A 16,456-nucleotide genomic window follows, 5' to 3' on the forward strand; every position below is an offset into this window, starting at 1 on the left:
AACGGACCCAGCGGCCGCTCGGTCGCGGTTGCGGCGGTGACGTGCCGCTTGTCTTGACGTCCTTTCCCGCCTGAGGGCGGGAGATTCCGGTCTGCTGCGGCTAGACCGCGCTCCCGGCGGGTTCCTGCTTCACCGCCGTCGCTCGACCGGAGTCGAGACTGACACCAGCTCCACAGGCGTTGAACTCTCGGCCCGTCCGGCCGCGAGTATGTTGATGGCCGCGTTGAGATCGCGGTCGTGGGCCGTTCCACACGTGCACGTCCACTCGCGGACGTGCAGCGGTTGTTTCTCCCCGATCGCCCCGCACACCGAACACATTCGGGTGGACGGGAACCAGCGATCCACCTTGGAGAACTGCCGCCCGTACCGGGCGGCTTTCTCCTCCAGCATGCGAACGAACATGCCCCACCCGGCATCGTGCACCGACTTCGCCAGGCGGGTACGAGCCAATCCATTGATGCACAGGTCCTCGACGTACACCGCTTGGTTATCGCGGATGATCATCGTGGACTGCTTGTGTGCCCAATCCCGCCGGGTGTCGGCCACCTTCGCGTGAGCGCGAGCGACCTTGCGCCGGGCCTTCGCCCGGTTCTTGGAGCCCTTGTCCTTGCGGGACAACGCTTTCTGCGCCTTCCGTAGGCGGCGTTCGGCGTGGCGCAGGAAACGCGGGGAGGTGATCATCTTCCCGTCCGACCCGACCGCGAACGTCGACAGGCCCAGGTCGATACCGAGCTCGGAATCGACCGACGGCAACGGTCGCGGGTTCACGTCGACCACGAACGACGCGAAGTACCGGCCCGCCGCGTCCCGGATGATCGTCACCGACGACGGGGCCGACGGCAGCTCCCGCGACCAGCGGACCGGGACGTCGCCGATCTTCGGCAGGCGCAGCTTCCCCGCCGCCGTCACAACGAACCGGGCGTTGCGCGTGAACCGGATCGCTTGCCGGTTGTCCTTGCGGGACCGGAACCGTGGCGGGGCGACCTTGCCGCCCTTGCGTTTCCCGGTGACCGAGGCGAAGAAATTCCGGTAGGCGCTGTTCAAGTCGGCTAACGCCTGCTGCAACACCACCGACGAAACCTCCGACAGCCACGCACGTTCCGGAGTGTTCTTCGCCTCGGTCAACCGTGTGGACAGTTCGGCGTCGCCGATCCGCTGTCCGGACTCGAATGCCTCCCGCCGGGCACGCAGTCCGTCGTTGTACACGACCCGCGCGCACCCGAACGCCTGTCCCAGCGCGATCCGCTGGCCGGGCGTCGGGTAGACGCGGAAGTTGTACCGGAGCTGCACAATTCACACTGTACCGTATTGGTTTGTGGGCGAGTACAGTGACATACGCACAGGCAGGCATTGTGTTTTCGTACTTCACGCGCATTTGGTTTTCGTGACGAAGTACCGGCATCCGGTCTTCACCGACCGGCACCTGAAACGGGCCGAGGAGATCATGCGGGCGGTGTGCTCCGACTTCGAGGTCGAGCTGGTCGAGTTCAACGGCGAGGCCAACCATGTGCACCTGCTGGTGAACTTCCCCCCAAAGGTCGCTGTGTCCAAGCTCGTGAACTCGCTCAAGGGGGTGTCTTCTCGACGGCTGCGCCAAGAGTTCCCCGACCTCGAGCGCCATTACTGGCGCGCAAACCGGTTGTGGTCGGGTTCCTACTTCGCCGGATCAGTCGGCGGTGCGCCGCTGTCGATCGTGCGGCAGTACATCGAACAGCAGGACCGTCCGGTCTAGAGCACACTCGGGCCTCGGCGGCCCTCCCGCGTGGACCTTCACCACCGCCCTGAAGGGCGGCACACAGGCCCACACCCGGTAGCGCGTCAGCGGCTCGCCGTCGGGGCCGTAGACGAAGGCGCTGATGGCGGTGCCCTGTGGTGTGCGTCCCGGACCGCCGACGAGTGCCGCCGCCCGCACGTCCCGGCACGTCTCGCGAATCACCGTCAGCCGTTCGTCGTCCGAGGTGAGCGCGAACCGGTCCGGATCGTCGGCGACCCCAGTTCATAGCCGCTCAGCGCGAGTTCGGGAAAGACGACCAGCTCCGCACCGGCACGGCCCGCCGCGCGAACCAGCTCCGCCACAGCCGCCGCGTTCACGGCGATGTCGAGCGGCCGGGAAGTGAACTGCGCTGCGCTGATGATCATGCCGACATCATTGCTCGCGGCGGACGATGACGCATCCGCTGGCCGAACGGCTCGCAGCCGATGACCACATCACCGGCGGCCGGGCGGTCCGCGACCAACGATCGCATATCCGGTGGCCGTGCGGCTCACCCCCGGCCGCGGGGCGAGCCGCGCGACCGGTCAGGTCAGGGTTTGCGCAGGGCCGCGAGGAACATGGCGTCGGTGCCGTGGCGGTGCGGCCACAGTTGGGCGCCCGGTCCGTCGCCGGTATCGGGGACGCCGGGGAGCAGGTCTCGGGTGTCGAGTTGGGTCGCGCCGGTGCGGCGGGCGATATCGGCCACCACCGAGACTGTCTCCGGTAGGTGCGGGGAGCAGGTGGAGTAGACGACCACGCCGCCCGGACGCAGCAGATCCCATGCGGCGGTGAGCAATTCGCGTTGCAGGGTGACCAGGTCGCGGACGTCGGAGGGGCGGCGACGCCAGCGCGCCTCGGGACGTCTGCGCAGCGCGCCCAGGCCGGTGCAGGGGGCGTCCACCAGGATGCGGTCGTAGCCGGGGGTCAGGCCGGTGTCGCGGCCGTCGGCGACGTGGACGGTGACCGGCATCGAGCGGGTGGCCTGGCGGACCAGGTCGGCACGGTGCTCGGCCGGTTCCACGGCGTCGACGTGGAAGCCGTCGATATCGGCGATGGCACCGAGCAGGGCGGTCTTGCCGCCCGGACCCGCGCACAGGTCCAGCCAGCGGCCGCCGTCGGGGCCGTCGAGCGGGGCCCGGGTCAGCGCGAGCGCCACCAGTTGGCTGCCCTCGTCCTGGACGGCCGCCATACCCTCGCGCACCGGTTCCAGCTTGGCCGGATCGCCGCCGTCGAGGTACACCGCGTACGGCGACCAGCGGCCCTCCTCGCCACCGGTCACCAGTGCCAGTTCCTCGGCGCTGATCTCCCCCGGCCGCGCCACCAGGTGGACCGCCGGGCGGGCGTCGTCGGCGGCGAGCACATCGCGCAACTCCCCGGCCCGCGCGCCGAGCGCGTCCGCGAACGCCTGCGCGATCCAGGTGGGATGGGCGTACTCGAAGGCCAGATGTCCCAGCGGATCCGCGGGAGCCAGCCGGTCCACCCACTCCTCCGACGTCCGCTCGGCCGCCCGCCGCAGCACGGCATTGACGAATCCGGCCTTGCCGCCGCCGAATTCGGATCGCACCAGCGCCACCGAGGTGTCCACCGCCGCGTGTGCCCCGATCCGGGTCCGCAACAGCTGATACACCCCCAACCGCAGCACATCCAGCAGCGCCCCGTCGATCTCGGTGACCGGCCGCCCGGCGCAGTCCGCGATCACCGCGTCCAGCAGCCCCTGCGACCGGCACGCGCCATAGGTCAACTCGGTGGCCAGCGCCGCGTCCCGCCCGGACAGCTTCCGCTCCCGCAGCAGCCCCGGCAGCACGAGATTCGCGTACGCGTCCCGCTCCCGCACGGCCCGCAGCACATCCCGCGCCACCACCCGCACCGGATCGGCCTGCCCGTACTCGCCGCCGCGCCCGGATTTCCGCGCGCCACGATCGCCGTCACCCCGCGACCGGTCCCGGCCGCCACCGCCGCCCGAACCGTCATCGCGACGACGAACACCGCCGCCGCGCCCAGCGCCGCCACTCCGACCGCGCCGATCACGACCGTCCTCGCTACCGGTACTGCCAAAACCACCGTCCCGCGGATCGCGGCGCCGGACATCGGCGGACCCGTCCCGCGCGGCCGGAGCGCCCGAGCGGCCCTCCCGCTCATCAGCTCGCGAGACACCGGCTCCGGTAGCCGCGCCACGCCGGCGGCCGTTGCGATCATCACGCGATCGGTCACCACGCGGCCGGTCATCCTGCGATCGGTCACCACGTGGCCGGTCATCACTCGATCGATCACCACGCGGCCGGTCATCCTGCGATCGATCACCACGCGGCCGGTCATCCTGCCGCCGACGGCGTGCGTCGTCGGCCGTCCGCTCGAGATCACCCCCGCCGGGCGCGCCCGCGCCTTGACCTCGACCGTGAACTTCACTGCGGGACAGACTCTTTCGCCGACCTGGCGGGCGATCCTCCGCACCGCGCTGCCCCTCGGCGAAGCCGCCGTCCCGCGGGCCGCCGGTTCCGCCTCGTCGCCCTTGGCGGTCGTCGTGCGGCCGACCTCCGCCGCGACCGTATCCTTCGCTGCGGGACACGGCATTCCGCCGACCCGCGGGCCGGTCTTCCGCGCCGTTCCGATCGCCCGACATGCCACCCTCGCGCGAGCCGCGGGGGTCCGAGGCCCCCGTGTGCCGCCCTCCGGACCGGCGGTCGTCGTCGCGTCCGCGCTCGGGCCGGGTCACTCGACCACCGCGCCCGGTTGCAGGCGGGCGCCGCGGGCCCAGTCGAGGGCGGCCATCATCTTCTTGCCCTGGGGCTGCACCTGGTCGAGGCGGATCGCGGTGGTGGCGGTGCCGATGTAGACACCGGATTTGCGGACCTCGATGGCACGCTCGGGCAGGGCCTCCTCCACCATGTCGACGGGGCCGAGTTTGAGGCGTTTGCCGTCGACCACGGTCCACGCGCCGGGGGCCGGGGTGACCGCGCGGATGCGGCGGGAGATGGCGAGAGCCGGTTGGTCCCAACGGATGTGCCCGGCCTCGGCTTCCACCTTGGGGGCGTAGGAGATGCCGTCGGTGGATTGCGGGACCGCGTGCACGGTGCCGTCCTCCACCCCGTCGAGGGTGGTTTCGAGCAGGTGCGCACCGCTGTCGGCGAGCCGCTCCAACAGCACGCCCGCGGTATCGGTGACCCGGATCTTCTCGGTCACCATGCCGAAGACGGGACCGGTGTCCAGGCCCGCCTCGATCTGGAAGGTGGAGGCGCCGGTGATCTCGTCCCCGGCCAGAATGGCCGCCTGCACCGGAGCCGCGCCGCGCCAGGCGGGCAGCAGCGAGAAGTGCAGATTGATCCAGCCATGGCGCGGAATGTCGAGCACCCGCTGCGGCAGCAGCGCCCCGTAGGCCACCACCGGACAGCAGTCGGGCGCCAATTCCCGCAATCGCTCGATGAATTCGGGTTCGGACGGTTTGCGCGGCGTGAGCACCGGAATCCCGTGCTCGTCGGCCAGCCGCCCGATGGGTGAACGGGTCACCTTGCGCCCGCGCCCGGCGACGGCGTCCGGCCGGGTCACCACCGCGACCACCTCGTGACGCGACGATGCGATGAGCCGCCGCAGCGACGGCACCGCCGGTTCCGGCGTTCCCGCGAAGACCACGCGCATCAGCGACCCCGTCCCGACGCGTCGGCGCGCTTGCGGCCACCGATCTCGGCGGCGGGCACCACCGTGATGCCCGCTGTGAACCAGGAGGATTCGCGGATGGTCCGCATCGCCTCCTTGCGCAGGGCGGGTTCCAGGCGTTGCAGGAACAGCACGCCGTCCAGATGGTCGGTCTCGTGCTGGACGCAGCGGGCCAGCAGACCCTCGGCCCGGAATTCCACCGGCGCGCCGGTCATGTCGACCCCGCGGGCGCGCACCGCCATCGCCCGGGTGACGTCCTCGCGCACCCCCGGAATGGACAGGCAGCCCTCCGGCCCGGTCTGGGTCTCGTCGCCGTCGACCTCGAACACCGGATTGATCAGATGCCCGCGGGCGTCCCCGGTGTCGTAGACGAAGACGCGCAGCCCGACCCCGATCTGCGGAGCCGCCATGCCGACGCCGCCACTTTCGTACATGGTGTCGGTGAGGTCGGTGACCAGCTGGCGCACCTGCTGGTCGAACGTCTCCACCTCCGCCGCGCGAGCGCGCAGAATCGGATCGCCGAACAGGCGGACGGGCTGGATGGTCACGGGCGGCTCCCGGTAGCGAATGAATACGGTCGTCTCATTTTACGGATACCGGGAGCCACCCTGATCAGGAATGCGCCGCCAGGACTACTTCGGCGATTCCGGTGCCCATGGCGACCGGTTCGCAGACCGGTGTCCGCGCGGTGGCCGGATCGAGCGCGTTCAACAGCAGCCGATGCACGTACGGTTCGTACACCGTGTGGAAATGGCCGGTCAGATTGTCCGCGCAGAGGTCCTGGACGACCAGGTTCGTCGCTCCCGGACCGCGCAGCGCGATGTTCTCGAAGGGCTGGATCATCTCATCCACCCGGCTGCCGATGGTGGTGTAACGCACACCGGGCACGGTGTCCCCGCCCGCGTTGAGCGCCACGATGAACTCCGATCCGGCGGCCTGCTGCACGGCGGCCTTGGAGCTGGCCAGTTCGAAGACCGGGAACAGTACCGGCATGTACTTCGCCACCGGCACGATGCCGTACATGACGCCGCCGTAGCTGGGTGAGGCCAGGCCGATCCAGTGCCCGACCTTCGGCGCTCCCCCGAGCTGATTGACCCAGTAGCGGGTCACGTTGGCGCCCTGGGAGAATCCCACCAGATCCACCTGTTGCGCGCCGGTCGCGGCCAGCACCCGGTCGACGAAGACGCCGATCTGCGCGGAGCTCACCCAGATGTCCTCGGTACCGTAGGTCTCCGCGTCGGGCGCGCCGCCGTAGTTCAGCGCGAACACGCAGTAGCCCGCCGCGGCCAGCAGCGGCGCGATGGCCGCCCAGTCGGAGTACGCCGACGAGTCGGTGCCGTGCGCGAGAATCACCGGGCGCGGGTGCGCGGCGCCGGGTTCACAGTCGAAATCGTTCGCGCCCTGCGGCGCGGCGTTCGGATGATCCTTCAGATAGCGGGCCGCGCCGAGATGGTCGGTCTGCGGCGGTCCCGCCTGGACGGGGACCACGATGCCGTCCCCCACCGGTTGTGCGGTGGCGGTCGCCGCGCCGATCGGCGTCATGCCCGCGGCGACCGCCCACATCATTACCCCCGCCGCGGCGATCCAGCGCCAGCGGCTCCTCTTTTGTCCCATGTCCCAATGCAACACGGGGCCCATTTGTGCCATGCCATGATTTTCCCCGGCGGGCGGCCGAAAAGCGCATCGGGCAAGGGCGTTTCGCTGCCATTACTTTTCGGGTGTGTCGTCCTCGGCGAGGATGCGGTAGAGCGATTTGCGCGCCTCGGTGAGCACCTCGGCCGCCTTGGCCGCCTGCGCCGGGGTGCCGACGGCGGCCACCTGGGCGACCGCGCCCATGAGCTGGCCGACCAGCCCGCGCAGGTCCAGGGTCTGATCGCCGACGCCGTCCTTGACCTCCTGCCAGGGGTCGCCGAGGTCGGAGCGGTGCTCCTCCACGTAGGCGGTACCGGCTTCGGTCAGTTTGGCCGTCTTGCGACCCGACACCTTCTCGATGATCACCAGACCCTCGTCCTCGAGCTGCGCGAGCGCGGGGTAGATGGATCCGGGGCTGGGCCGCCAGACGTCCTCGCTGCGTTCGCGAATCTGCTGGATCAGCTCGTAGCCGTGCATGGGCCGCTCCTGCAGCAGCAGGAGGATGGCCGCGCGCACATCACCGCGCCGACCGCGGCCACCGCGGCCACGACCGCGACCGAAGTGTGGACCGGGCCCGAAACCGGGGCCGAAACCACCCGGGCCGAAGCCGGGACCGAAGTCGCCGAAGCCGCGGCCGTGACCGTGGCGGTGCGGACCGCCGGGGCCACCGTGCGGACCGCGCCCCATCCGGGGATGGTCGGGACCGCGCTGCTGATCGCGTCGCATGCGACGCCAGGGCCCGCGGGCCCCGTGTGTGTTGTCCATGTGTTCCATGGCGCTGCCTCCTTCAAGGCTTGTCGTTACTCTTTCCGATGTCGACGATATATCGGCAATCTATCCACGACAAGAGTGAAAGACGACACAAACCGTCCGGTCGCGACCTAGTGCGCGAGGGAGTCGATCCACGCCGCCAAGCGGCGCCCCTCGGTCACCATGAGCTCGGGATCACGAAAAGTGTTGGTGAGCAACGAGATTCCCTGATAGGCGGCCAGCAGTGCCACCGCCAGTTCGCGCGCGTCGGCGCGACCCATGGCGGCGAACTGCGTTTCGGCCCAGTCGATGAGCAGCCCCATGACGGCGGCCAGTTCACGGTCCAGACCGTCGGCGCGCTTGTCGAGTTCGGTGGCGAGCGTGCCGGTCGGGCAGCCGTACCGGGCGGCGGCATCGCGCTGTTCGACCCAGCCGTGAATCAGGGCCTTCAACCGCTCGGCCGGGGTGTCGAGGGCGTTCAGGTCAGCGATCAGCGCGTCGAGCACGCGCGCGTGCGAGCCGATCGCCGCCTGCACGAGTTGATCCTTGGTCTTGAAGTAGTAGTAGACATTGCCGACGGGAACGTCGGCCGCCTGCGCGATATGGGCGATGGTCGTCTTCTCCACGCCCTGCCGATAGAACACGTCGGCGGCGGCCGCGGCCAACCGCTCGCGTTTACCCTGCGCCATCCGCCGCCTCCCGACTGAGTTAGTCACGCAACTAACTATAGACACGACCGCCCCGCATCGGCTACGGTTCATTCTTAGTCAGTCAACTTACTTAGGAGTTTCGATGATCGTGGTGACCGGTGCGACCGGAAATGTCGGACGCCCACTGGTGCGCATGCTCGCGGCGGCGGGCGAGGAGGTGACGGCGGTGTCCCGCTCGGCGGCCGCCGAGCTGCCCGCGGGTGTGCGCCACGTGGCCGCGGACCTCACCGATACCGACAGCCTGGCCCCCGCCTTCGCGGGCGCCGACGCGCTCTACCTGCTCTTCGCACCGGGCTCGTTCCACGCGGATGTGCGGGGTCTGCTCGCGGCCGCCGCCGCGGCGGGCGTGCGGCGCGTGGTGCTCCAGTCCTCGCAAGGCGTGGCCACCCGGCCGGAATCCCCCTCGCACGGACAGCTGGGCAAGGCGATCGAGGACGCGGTGCGGGCCTCGGGGCTGTCCTGGACCATCCTGCGCCCCGGCGGGTTCCAGTCCAACGCCCTGGCCTGGGCCGCACGGGTGCGGGCCGAACGCGAGGTCAGCGCACCGTTCGGCGAGGTGGCCATCCCGTTCGTCGATCCGGAGGACATCGCCGCGGTCGCGGCGGCCGCCCTGCGCGAGGACGGGCACGACGGGCAGATCTACGTGCTCACCGGCCCGGTCGCGGAATCCCCGCGCGAACGGGTCCGAGCCTTGAGCGAGGCACTCGGGGAGCCGGTGCGCTTCCTGGACCAGTCCCCCGCGCAGGCGCGGACCGAGCTGCTCGCGATCATGCCGTCGGATGTGGCCGATACGACCCTCGCCATCCTGGGTGCGCCCACCGACGCCGAACGGCGCATCAGCCCCGATGTCGAACGCGTGCTCGGGCGTGCACCCCGGCCGTTCGCCGCCTGGGCTCAGCGCACGGTCGCGGCCTTCCGCTGAACGTCCACGATGGCCGTACGCAGCGCGTCGAGGAATTCCGCTGCACCGGAAGGCTGTTCCAGCACGCCCGAGGCCGAACCCGCTGCACCGGAAGCCGGTTCCAGCGCGCCCGAGGCCGAACCCGCTGCACCGGAAGGCGGTTCCAGCGCGCCCGAAGCCGAAGCCGCTGCACCGGATGCCGGTTCCAGCGCGCCCGAGGCCGAAGTCGCTGTACCGGAAAGCGGTTCCAGCGCGCCTGAGGCCGAAGGTGCTGCACCGGAAGCCCACTCCTCCGTGCCCGGAGTCGATTCCCGCCGGAGTACGGCCACCGTGGGCCGCACGGCCTCTTCGTGATCGATGCGCAGGGCCGTCACCGCGTCCGGGAGGGCGGTGACGGCCAGGCCGGGAACGACCGTGACGCCGAGCCCGGCGGCGACCAGGCCCAGCTTGGCCGTCCAGTCCTTGACCACGTACGGGTGTGCGGGCGCGGACCCGCCCAGCCACGCCCCCAGCAGCGGGGTGCCCGGTTCGAGGCTGCCCACGATCCAGCGCTCGTCCCGCAGCAGGGCGGCCGATACCGTGCTGCGCCCCGCCAGCCGATGCGTCGCGGGGACGGCGACGAACAGCGGATCGTCCAGCAGCGGCACCACCCGCAGGTCGTCGGGAGCGGTCTCCGGTGCCGCGACGACCACCACGTCCGCGCGGCGGCGCGCGACGGAGTTGAGCAGCGCGGGACTCGTGCCCTCGCGCGGCACCAGGGTGATGTGCGGATGCCGCCGGGCGAATTCGGCCATGGCCCGTGGCACCAGCGCGGCCATGGCGCTGGCGAAGCCGCCGACGCGCAGCCGTCCGCGCGGCCGCGCCTCGAGGTCGAGAAGTTCCTGCCGGGCGGCGTCCAGATCGCCGAGCACGATCTCGGCGTGCCGGGCGACCACGCGGCCCGCCGCGGTGGGCCGCACCCCACGCGCCCGCCGCTCGAACAATGCCCGGCCCGCCGCCCGCTCCATCGACTGGATCTGGCGCGACACCGCGGACTGGGTGTAGCCCAGGCGATCCGCGGCGACCGAGAACGAACCGCCGCGCACCACCTCCCGCAGCACGCGCAGACCGACGACGGTGAACTCACCCATGCGGAAAGGTGATACCAGATATGCGAAAGCCCCGCTGGTCGCATGGCCGGGTCCGACCTAGCGTGGCCGGTATGACAGCGCAGCAGCAGACCAACCGCGAACTCGTGCAACGCGTCTTCGCGCGCATGGCGGCGGGCGACACCCGGGCGTTGACCGAGGCCATGGCCGATGATGTCGCCTGGACCTTCCCGGGCGACTGGTCGTGGTCGGGCACCTGGTCACCGAAGACCGTGGTGCTGCGAGAGCTGTTGCGGCCGTTGCTGGCTCAGTTCACCGACTACCGGATGACGGCCGATCTCGTCCTCGCCGACGGCGATCGCGTGGTGGTGCAGGCGCGCGGGCACGGCACCACCGTGCGCGGCGACGCCTACGAGCAGACGTACTGCCTCATCCTGCGCCTGGCCGACGGACTGATCACCGAGATCGTGGAGCACTGCGACACCGCGCTGGTGGAGCGGACCCTGGTGCGGCCCTGAGCCCGCTCACTCCTTGCGGATCGCGTACTCCTGCCCGCCCGGCTTCCACACCACGATCTCCAGCTGTCCGTCGATCAGCTCGACCGCGGACGCGCCGGTGATCTCGACGCCGAAGAACGGATCGAACTTCTCGCCGCGCAGATCCATGCCGCTGTCCTGGTAGAGGTGCTCGGCGAAACGCGCGTGCAGGGCCTCGTCCTGGATGTTCTCCACCGTCCCCCAGAGCTTGGCGTCCCCGTCGCCGACCATGGTGTCGACGGTGGCGGTGTGCAGGCAGAACCGCGGATCACGTTGCAGATCACGGAATTTGGTGGTGTCGGGCATGCCGATCAGCCAGAGCCGGTCCTCGAAGAACAGTGGTTCCATCGGGCTGATGCGCGGTGCGCCGTCCGAGCGCAGGGTCGCGAGCATGCAGAGTTTGCCGGTCGCGGAGTGACGCCGCCGAAAGATGGTCGCGATGCGGGGCGCGGCGGCGGCGAAGTCGGTCCAGGGTGTCATGGATCAACGGTAAATCCGCGGCTACGCCCCGCGCTTGACCGTTCTTGCCCGATCCGCGCGCGGCAGCTCAGCCGATGTCGACGGGATCGATCTGCACGCGCAGCGGCCCGTCCGAGCGGTGGCTGCTGCGCACCGCCTGGGCCGCAAGCAGCGCCCGCGACAGCGCCGCGCCCTGCGACCGGTCGACCCGCAAGATCATGCGCTCCACCTCGGCGGGAGTGTCCCCGCTGAACGGTTTGCGGGCGCCGAAGGGCAGCGGCACCGGCCCCAGCACCTCCACCTCGGCGGGCAGCCGCGCATCGCCCAGCAGTTCGGCGATGGTGTCGGTGGTGCCGTCGACGGCGACGAAGCGCACCGCGGGCGGGAACCGCACCTCGGTGCGCCCGGACAGCTCGACATGCGCGTGTCCCACCGGGTCCCAGCGCACCAGCGCCTGCACGGTCGGTATGGACGGTTCGGCCATGACCAGCACCTGACCGTTCGACCGCACCAACGCGGCGGCGGACATCCAGCGGCGCAACGCGTCCTCGGCGGCCCGCAGATCGGCGCGGCCCAGCAGCGCCCAGCCGTCCAGCAGCAGCGCCACCCCGTACCCACCCTGGACGGTCGGCTCGGCTCCGATGGTGGAGACCACCACCTGCGGCCCCTCCGGCACCGAGGTCAGCACCGATGTGCCGCCCGATCCCCGAATGGGCACGCCGGGAAAGGCCCGGCCCAGTTCCTCGGCGGTGCGCACGGCGCCGATCACCACCGCCCGCAGTGCCCGGGAACCGCAGGAGCCACACCGGAACGCCGCCTCGGTGATACCGCACCACCGGCAGCTCGGACTGTGCGCGGTCTCGCCGGATGCGGTGCGCACCGCCGCGACACCGAGTTCCCGCGAACCGGTGCGCGGTCCGCGACCACCGGATGCGCTGTCGGGCAGGGCGAGTGGGCCGTTGCAGTGCCGACAGCGCGCGGGCGTCCGGCATTTCGCACAGGCCAGCGCCGGAATGTAGCCCCGGCGCGGCACCTGGACCAGTACCGGATCACCCGCGGCCAGCGCACGGCGGGCGGCGGCAAACGCGGTCGCGGGAATGCGGACGGCGCGGGCGATGGGGTCGCGTTCCATGGCCGTGTCGGTATCGCCGGGCGCGCTGATGCGCGGCATGGCCTGGCGCACCGTGGACCGCTCCGCCAGCAGATCGTGTGCCCACCCGGATTCGACCACGGCCTGGATCTCGGCCGTGCGGGCGAAGCCACCGGCCAGGAACGCCGCGCCGGTCTCGTGCGAGCGCAGCATGGCCACCTCGCGGGCATGCGGATACGGCGCGCGTGGTTCGGCGTAGGTGTCGTCGCCGTCGTCCCAGATGGCGATGAGCCCCAACTCCCGGGCGGGCGCGAAGACGGTGCTGCGGGTGCCGACCACCACCCGCGCGCTGCCCCGCAGCGCGGCCAGCCACCGCCGGTAGCGGGCGGTGGGACCGAGCCCGGCGGCCAGCCCGACCGCGGCATCGCCGACCAGCGCGGTACATGCGGTGAGCACCCGGTCGAGATCGCGCTGGTCGGGGACGAGCAGGACGGCGCTGCGACCCCCGGCCACCACCACGGCGGCGAGTTCGGCCAGCCGACGCGCCCAGTCCTCCCCCGGCAGCGCCTGCCACGCGGCGCGCGGACCGCGCCCCGCGCGCAGGGCGGCGAGGAAGCTGCCGGCGTGCGCGTAGCGCTCCCAATCCGGAAACGACTCCGGAATCTCGGGCAGTTCAACGGGTTTGGGTTCCTCGGCCTCGGTCCGCGCGTGCCGGGGCGGGATGGCGAGCCGCAGCACGTCGGCGCGGGTGCCCGCGTAGCGCGCGGCCACGGCCTCGACCAGGCGCAGTATCTCGGGCGTCAGCACCCGCTCGCCCGACACCACCCGGTCCAGGGAGACGATCTTGCCGGTGTGCTCGCTGCGTGCCAGCCGTTCCAACACGAACCCGTCGATCAGGCGGCCGGAGAAGCGCACCCGCACCCGCACGCCGGGCTGGGCGAGCGCATCCATCTCGGGCGGGACCCGGTAGTCGAAGTCCCGGTCGAGATGCACCGGTTCCAGCAGTGGAAGCACCCGCGCGATGGGGCGTTCCACCGAACCGGCGACGGCGGGAGCGGAGCCCTGCGAGGTACGCGTCGCGTCCTCCGGGCCCGGCGCTCCCGCCGTCGCGTCGGTGTCGGCCAATTACAGTCCGGCGGCCGCGCGCAGCTTCTCCGCGCGATCGGTGCGCTCCCACGGCAGATCGACATCGGTACGGCCGAAGTGGCCGTAGGCGGCGGTCGGCGCGTAGATCGGGCGCAGCAGGTCCAGATCGCGGATGATCGCGCCGGGACGCAGGTCGAAGACCTCGGCGATGGCGGCGGAGATCTTGGCCGGATCGATCTGCTCGGTGCCGAAGGTCTCCACGAACAGGCCCACCGGGGCGGCCTTGCCGATGGCGTAGGCGACCTGCACCTCGACGCGCTCGGACAGGCCGGCCGCGACGACGTTCTTGGCGACCCAGCGCATGGCGTAGGCGGCGGAGCGGTCGACCTTCGACGGATCCTTGCCGGAGAAGGCGCCGCCGCCGTGGCGGGCCATACCGCCGTAGGTGTCGACGATGATCTTGCGACCGGTCAGGCCCGCGTCACCCATGGGGCCGCCGAGCACGAACTTGCCGGTCGGGTTGACCAGCAGTCGCACCTCGGAGGTGTCCAGGGGGTTCGGCAGCCGCAGTTCGCCCAGCACCGCGTCCACGACCTTCTCGCGGATATCGGGGGCGAGCAGGTTGTCCAGGTCGATATCGGCGGCGTGCTGGGTGGAGATGACCACGGTGTCCAGCCGGACCGGGGTCGCGCCGTCGTATTCGATGGTGACCTGGGTCTTGCCGTCGGGGCGCAGGTACGGCAGCACGCCGGACTTGCGGACCTCGGTGAGACGCCGGGACAGCTTGTGCGCCAAGGAGATCGGCAGCGGCATCAGCTCCGGGGTCTCCCGGGTCGCGTAGCCGAACATCAGGCCCTGGTCGCCCGCGCCCTGGCGCGCGATGGCGTCGTCCTCGCCGCCGACGCGAGCCTCGTGCGAGGTGTCCACGCCCTGGGCGATATCGGGCGACTGCGCGCCGATGGCGACGTTCACGCCGCAGGAGGCGCCGTCGAATCCCTTTGCCGACGAGTCGTATCCGATCTCCAGGACCTTCTCGCGGACGATGGTCGGGATGTCGGCGTAGGCCGAGGTGGTGACCTCACCGGCCACGTGCACCTGACCGGTGGTCACCATGGTCTCCACCGCGACCCGGCTGCGCGGATCGGCCGCGAGCAATGCGTCGAGGATGGAATCGCTGATGGCGTCACAGATCTTGTCCGGATGACCCTCGGTCACGGACTCACTGGTGAATAGGCGGCTGCCAGACGTGCGCACAGTTCTTCCCTCTCCCTCAACGGGTTTCTCGTTCGGCTTGCGACAGTAGCGGGCTCCCCCGTCTGCACAACCCTGTGTCTGTAGGTTATTCCAAAGCTGCGGGCGCGTGGGCCACGACCGGGTGGCCGGGATGCCGCGCCCAGGTGACGAAACAATACCGACCCAGACAGTTTGCCGCCCGATTGGTACGTTGCGTCGGCGTGGCGATCGCGATCAGCGCAGCAGCGGGCCGAGCGCGTCCAACACGCGGCTGGCGAGCAGCGCCTTGGACCCGTGGTCCAGAGCGATCTCGGTGCCGTCGGCGCCGAGCAGCCAGCCGTCGTTGTGGTCCACCTCGAACGCCTTGCCCTCGCCGACGGCGTTCACCACCAGCAGGTCGCAGCCCTTGCGGGCCAGTTTGGCGCGGGCGTGGGTGAGCACGTCACCGTGCTCGTCCCCGGTCTCGGCGGCGAAACCGACGATCGCGGTCCCCGGCAGCTGCCCGTCCCGACGGGCTTGCACCAGCCCCGCCAGGATATCGGGAGTCTTGGCGAGTTCGATCGAATTCGGTTCTCCCGCACCCTTTTTGATTTTCGCCGCGGCCACGTTCACCGGCCGGAAGTCGGCCACCGCGGCCGCCATGATCACCGCGTCCGCGCCGAGAGCGTGCTTGTCGACCGCGGTCTTCAGCTGTTCGGCGGTGGTGATGTCGACGACCTCGACCGCGGCCGGAGCCGCCATGCCGATGGTGTTGCCCGCGATGAGCGTCACCTGCGCCCCGCGCTGCGCGGCCACCCGGGCCAGCGCGTACCCCTGTTTGCCGGAGCTGCGGTTGCCCAGGAAGCGCACCGGATCCAGGGGTTCCCGGGTGCCACCGGCGGTCACCACGATCCGGCGACCCTCGAGATCACGCGGAATCGCGTCGGCGCGCTCCCGCAGCAGCGAGGCGAGCGCGAAGATCTCCTCGGGTTCGGGCAGGCGGCCCGCACCGGTGTCGGCGCCGGTGAGGCGGCCGTGCGCGGGTTCCATCACGATGGCCCCGTGGCGGCGCAGCGTGGCGACGTTCTCCTGGGTGGCCGGATGCTCCCACATCTCGGTGTGCATGGCCGGGGCGAACAGCACGGGACATCGGGCGGTCAGCAGCGTGGCGGTGAGCAGGTCGTCGGCGCGCCCCTGCGCGGCCCGCGCCATGAGGTCGGCGGTGGCGGGCGCGATGACGACGAGGTCGGCCTCCTGGCCGAGCCGCACGTGCGGCACCTCGGGCACGTCGGCGAACACACCGGTATTGACCGGGTTGCCGGACAGCGCCTCGAACGTGGCCTTGCCGACGAATTCGAGCGCCGACTGCGTGGGAATGACGCGAACCTCGTGGCCGGTCTCGGTGAACCGGCGCACGAGGGCGCAACTCTTGTAGGCGGCGATGCCGCCGCCGACGCCGACGACGATCCGGGTCACCGCACGCCCCGGACGGTTGGCACGCTCGCGGGCGTGATGGGAGTGGTCACCGTGTGCCTCCAGCGCCGTCGTTGGTTGTCACGCCGGGCGTTCCGCATGCTCGGCGTGTATC

General features: G+C 70.9%; 17 protein-coding genes. 3 read left to right on the forward strand and 14 right to left on the reverse strand.

Translation table 11 applies throughout. The features are described from left to right. Positions 1-129: 129 nt before the first annotated feature. Positions 130-1,290: an RNA-guided endonuclease InsQ/TnpB family protein gene (locus FOH10_RS17155; RefSeq protein ID WP_143981497.1), complete on the reverse strand. Its 1,161-nt coding sequence runs from the start codon at positions 1,288-1,290 to the stop codon at positions 130-132. Positions 1,291-1,315: 25 nt separating this feature from the next. Between FOH10_RS17155 and tnpA the strand changes: the two genes are divergently transcribed. Continuing rightward, on the forward strand, positions 1,316-1,732 hold the full coding sequence (gene tnpA, locus FOH10_RS17160; protein ID WP_143981498.1) for an IS200/IS605 family transposase: 417 nt from the start codon (positions 1,316-1,318) through the stop codon (positions 1,730-1,732). Between the two features lie 206 nt (positions 1,733-1,938). Here tnpA and FOH10_RS17165 read toward each other — a convergent pair whose 3' ends face one another. The 8 genes from FOH10_RS17165 to FOH10_RS17195 form a co-directional block, all read right to left on the reverse strand. Beyond that, entirely contained in the window at positions 1,939-2,139 is a 201-nt protein-coding gene (locus FOH10_RS17165; protein WP_143981499.1) for a nitrilase-related carbon-nitrogen hydrolase, read from the reverse strand. A gap of 164 nt (positions 2,140-2,303) precedes the next feature. Continuing rightward, a complete protein-coding gene (locus FOH10_RS17170) occupies positions 2,304-3,599 on the reverse strand; it encodes an RsmB/NOP family class I SAM-dependent RNA methyltransferase (protein ID WP_039815153.1) in 1,296 nt (431 codons plus the stop codon). Further along, positions 3,491-4,159, reverse strand: a complete 669-nt coding sequence (locus tag FOH10_RS35720) for a hypothetical protein (RefSeq protein WP_244961250.1) — start codon at positions 4,157-4,159, stop codon at positions 3,491-3,493. Before FOH10_RS35720 ends, FOH10_RS17170 begins: the two co-directional genes overlap by 109 nt. 303 nt (positions 4,160-4,462) lie before the next feature. Beyond that, the gene (fmt, locus tag FOH10_RS17175) at positions 4,463-5,386 is read right to left on the reverse strand and encodes a methionyl-tRNA formyltransferase (protein WP_029924459.1); all 924 of its coding nucleotides are present in this window, start codon (positions 5,384-5,386) and stop codon (positions 4,463-4,465) included. Then, on the reverse strand, positions 5,386-5,952 hold the full coding sequence (gene def / locus FOH10_RS17180; protein WP_143981500.1) for a peptide deformylase: 567 nt from the start codon (positions 5,950-5,952) through the stop codon (positions 5,386-5,388). Before def ends, fmt begins: the two co-directional genes overlap by 1 nt. 64 nt (positions 5,953-6,016) lie before the next feature. Next, on the reverse strand, positions 6,017-7,018 hold the full coding sequence (locus FOH10_RS17185; protein ID WP_372341737.1) for an esterase/lipase family protein: 1,002 nt from the start codon (positions 7,016-7,018) through the stop codon (positions 6,017-6,019). 93 nt (positions 7,019-7,111) lie between these two features. Beyond that, positions 7,112-7,762, reverse strand: coding sequence for a PadR family transcriptional regulator (locus tag FOH10_RS17190; protein ID WP_039815157.1), 651 nt, complete (start codon positions 7,760-7,762; stop codon positions 7,112-7,114). 155 nt (positions 7,763-7,917) lie between these two features. Further along, positions 7,918-8,502, reverse strand: coding sequence for a TetR/AcrR family transcriptional regulator (locus FOH10_RS17195; RefSeq protein WP_244961251.1), 585 nt, complete (start codon positions 8,500-8,502; stop codon positions 7,918-7,920). Positions 8,503-8,578: 76 nt separating this feature from the next. On the opposite strand from FOH10_RS17195, the gene FOH10_RS17200 reads away from it, so the two are divergent. Continuing rightward, positions 8,579-9,418, forward strand: coding sequence for an NAD(P)H-binding protein (locus FOH10_RS17200; RefSeq protein WP_143981501.1), 840 nt, complete (start codon positions 8,579-8,581; stop codon positions 9,416-9,418). On the opposite strand, the gene FOH10_RS17205 is transcribed toward FOH10_RS17200, so the two are convergent. Next, complete coding sequence (locus FOH10_RS17205; protein WP_143981502.1) at positions 9,391-10,527, reverse strand: LysR family transcriptional regulator; 1,137 nt, start codon at positions 10,525-10,527, stop codon at positions 9,391-9,393. The two genes, FOH10_RS17200 and FOH10_RS17205, sit on opposite strands and share 28 nt — an antisense overlap. A 71-nt stretch (positions 10,528-10,598) precedes the next feature. Between FOH10_RS17205 and FOH10_RS17210 the strand changes: the two genes are divergently transcribed. Next, positions 10,599-11,003: a nuclear transport factor 2 family protein gene (locus FOH10_RS17210; protein ID WP_186000515.1), complete on the forward strand. Its 405-nt coding sequence runs from the start codon at positions 10,599-10,601 to the stop codon at positions 11,001-11,003. A 6-nt stretch (positions 11,004-11,009) separates the two neighbouring features. Here the strand turns inward: FOH10_RS17210 and FOH10_RS17215 are convergent, their stop codons facing one another. From FOH10_RS17215 to coaBC, 4 genes are all read right to left on the reverse strand, one after another. Further along, positions 11,010-11,501, reverse strand: a complete 492-nt coding sequence (locus FOH10_RS17215; RefSeq protein ID WP_143981504.1) for a pyridoxamine 5'-phosphate oxidase family protein — start codon at positions 11,499-11,501, stop codon at positions 11,010-11,012. Positions 11,502-11,568: 67 nt separating this feature from the next. After that, positions 11,569-13,605 (reverse strand): primosomal protein N', encoded by a 2,037-nt coding sequence (locus tag FOH10_RS17220; RefSeq protein ID WP_483406963.1) that lies wholly within the window; start codon positions 13,603-13,605, stop codon positions 11,569-11,571. Positions 13,606-13,695: 90 nt separating this feature from the next. Then, the gene (gene metK / locus FOH10_RS17225) at positions 13,696-14,910 is read right to left on the reverse strand and encodes a methionine adenosyltransferase (protein WP_039814981.1); all 1,215 of its coding nucleotides are present in this window, start codon (positions 14,908-14,910) and stop codon (positions 13,696-13,698) included. A 213-nt stretch (positions 14,911-15,123) separates the two neighbouring features. After that, positions 15,124-16,344, reverse strand: coding sequence for a bifunctional phosphopantothenoylcysteine decarboxylase/phosphopantothenate--cysteine ligase CoaBC (coaBC, locus tag FOH10_RS17230; protein WP_039814982.1), 1,221 nt, complete (start codon positions 16,342-16,344; stop codon positions 15,124-15,126). Positions 16,345-16,456 lie beyond the last annotated feature (112 nt).

Source organism: Nocardia otitidiscaviarum (assembly GCF_007362295.1).
In the GTDB taxonomy this organism is placed as follows: domain Bacteria; phylum Actinomycetota; class Actinomycetes; order Mycobacteriales; family Mycobacteriaceae; genus Nocardia; species Nocardia otitidiscaviarum.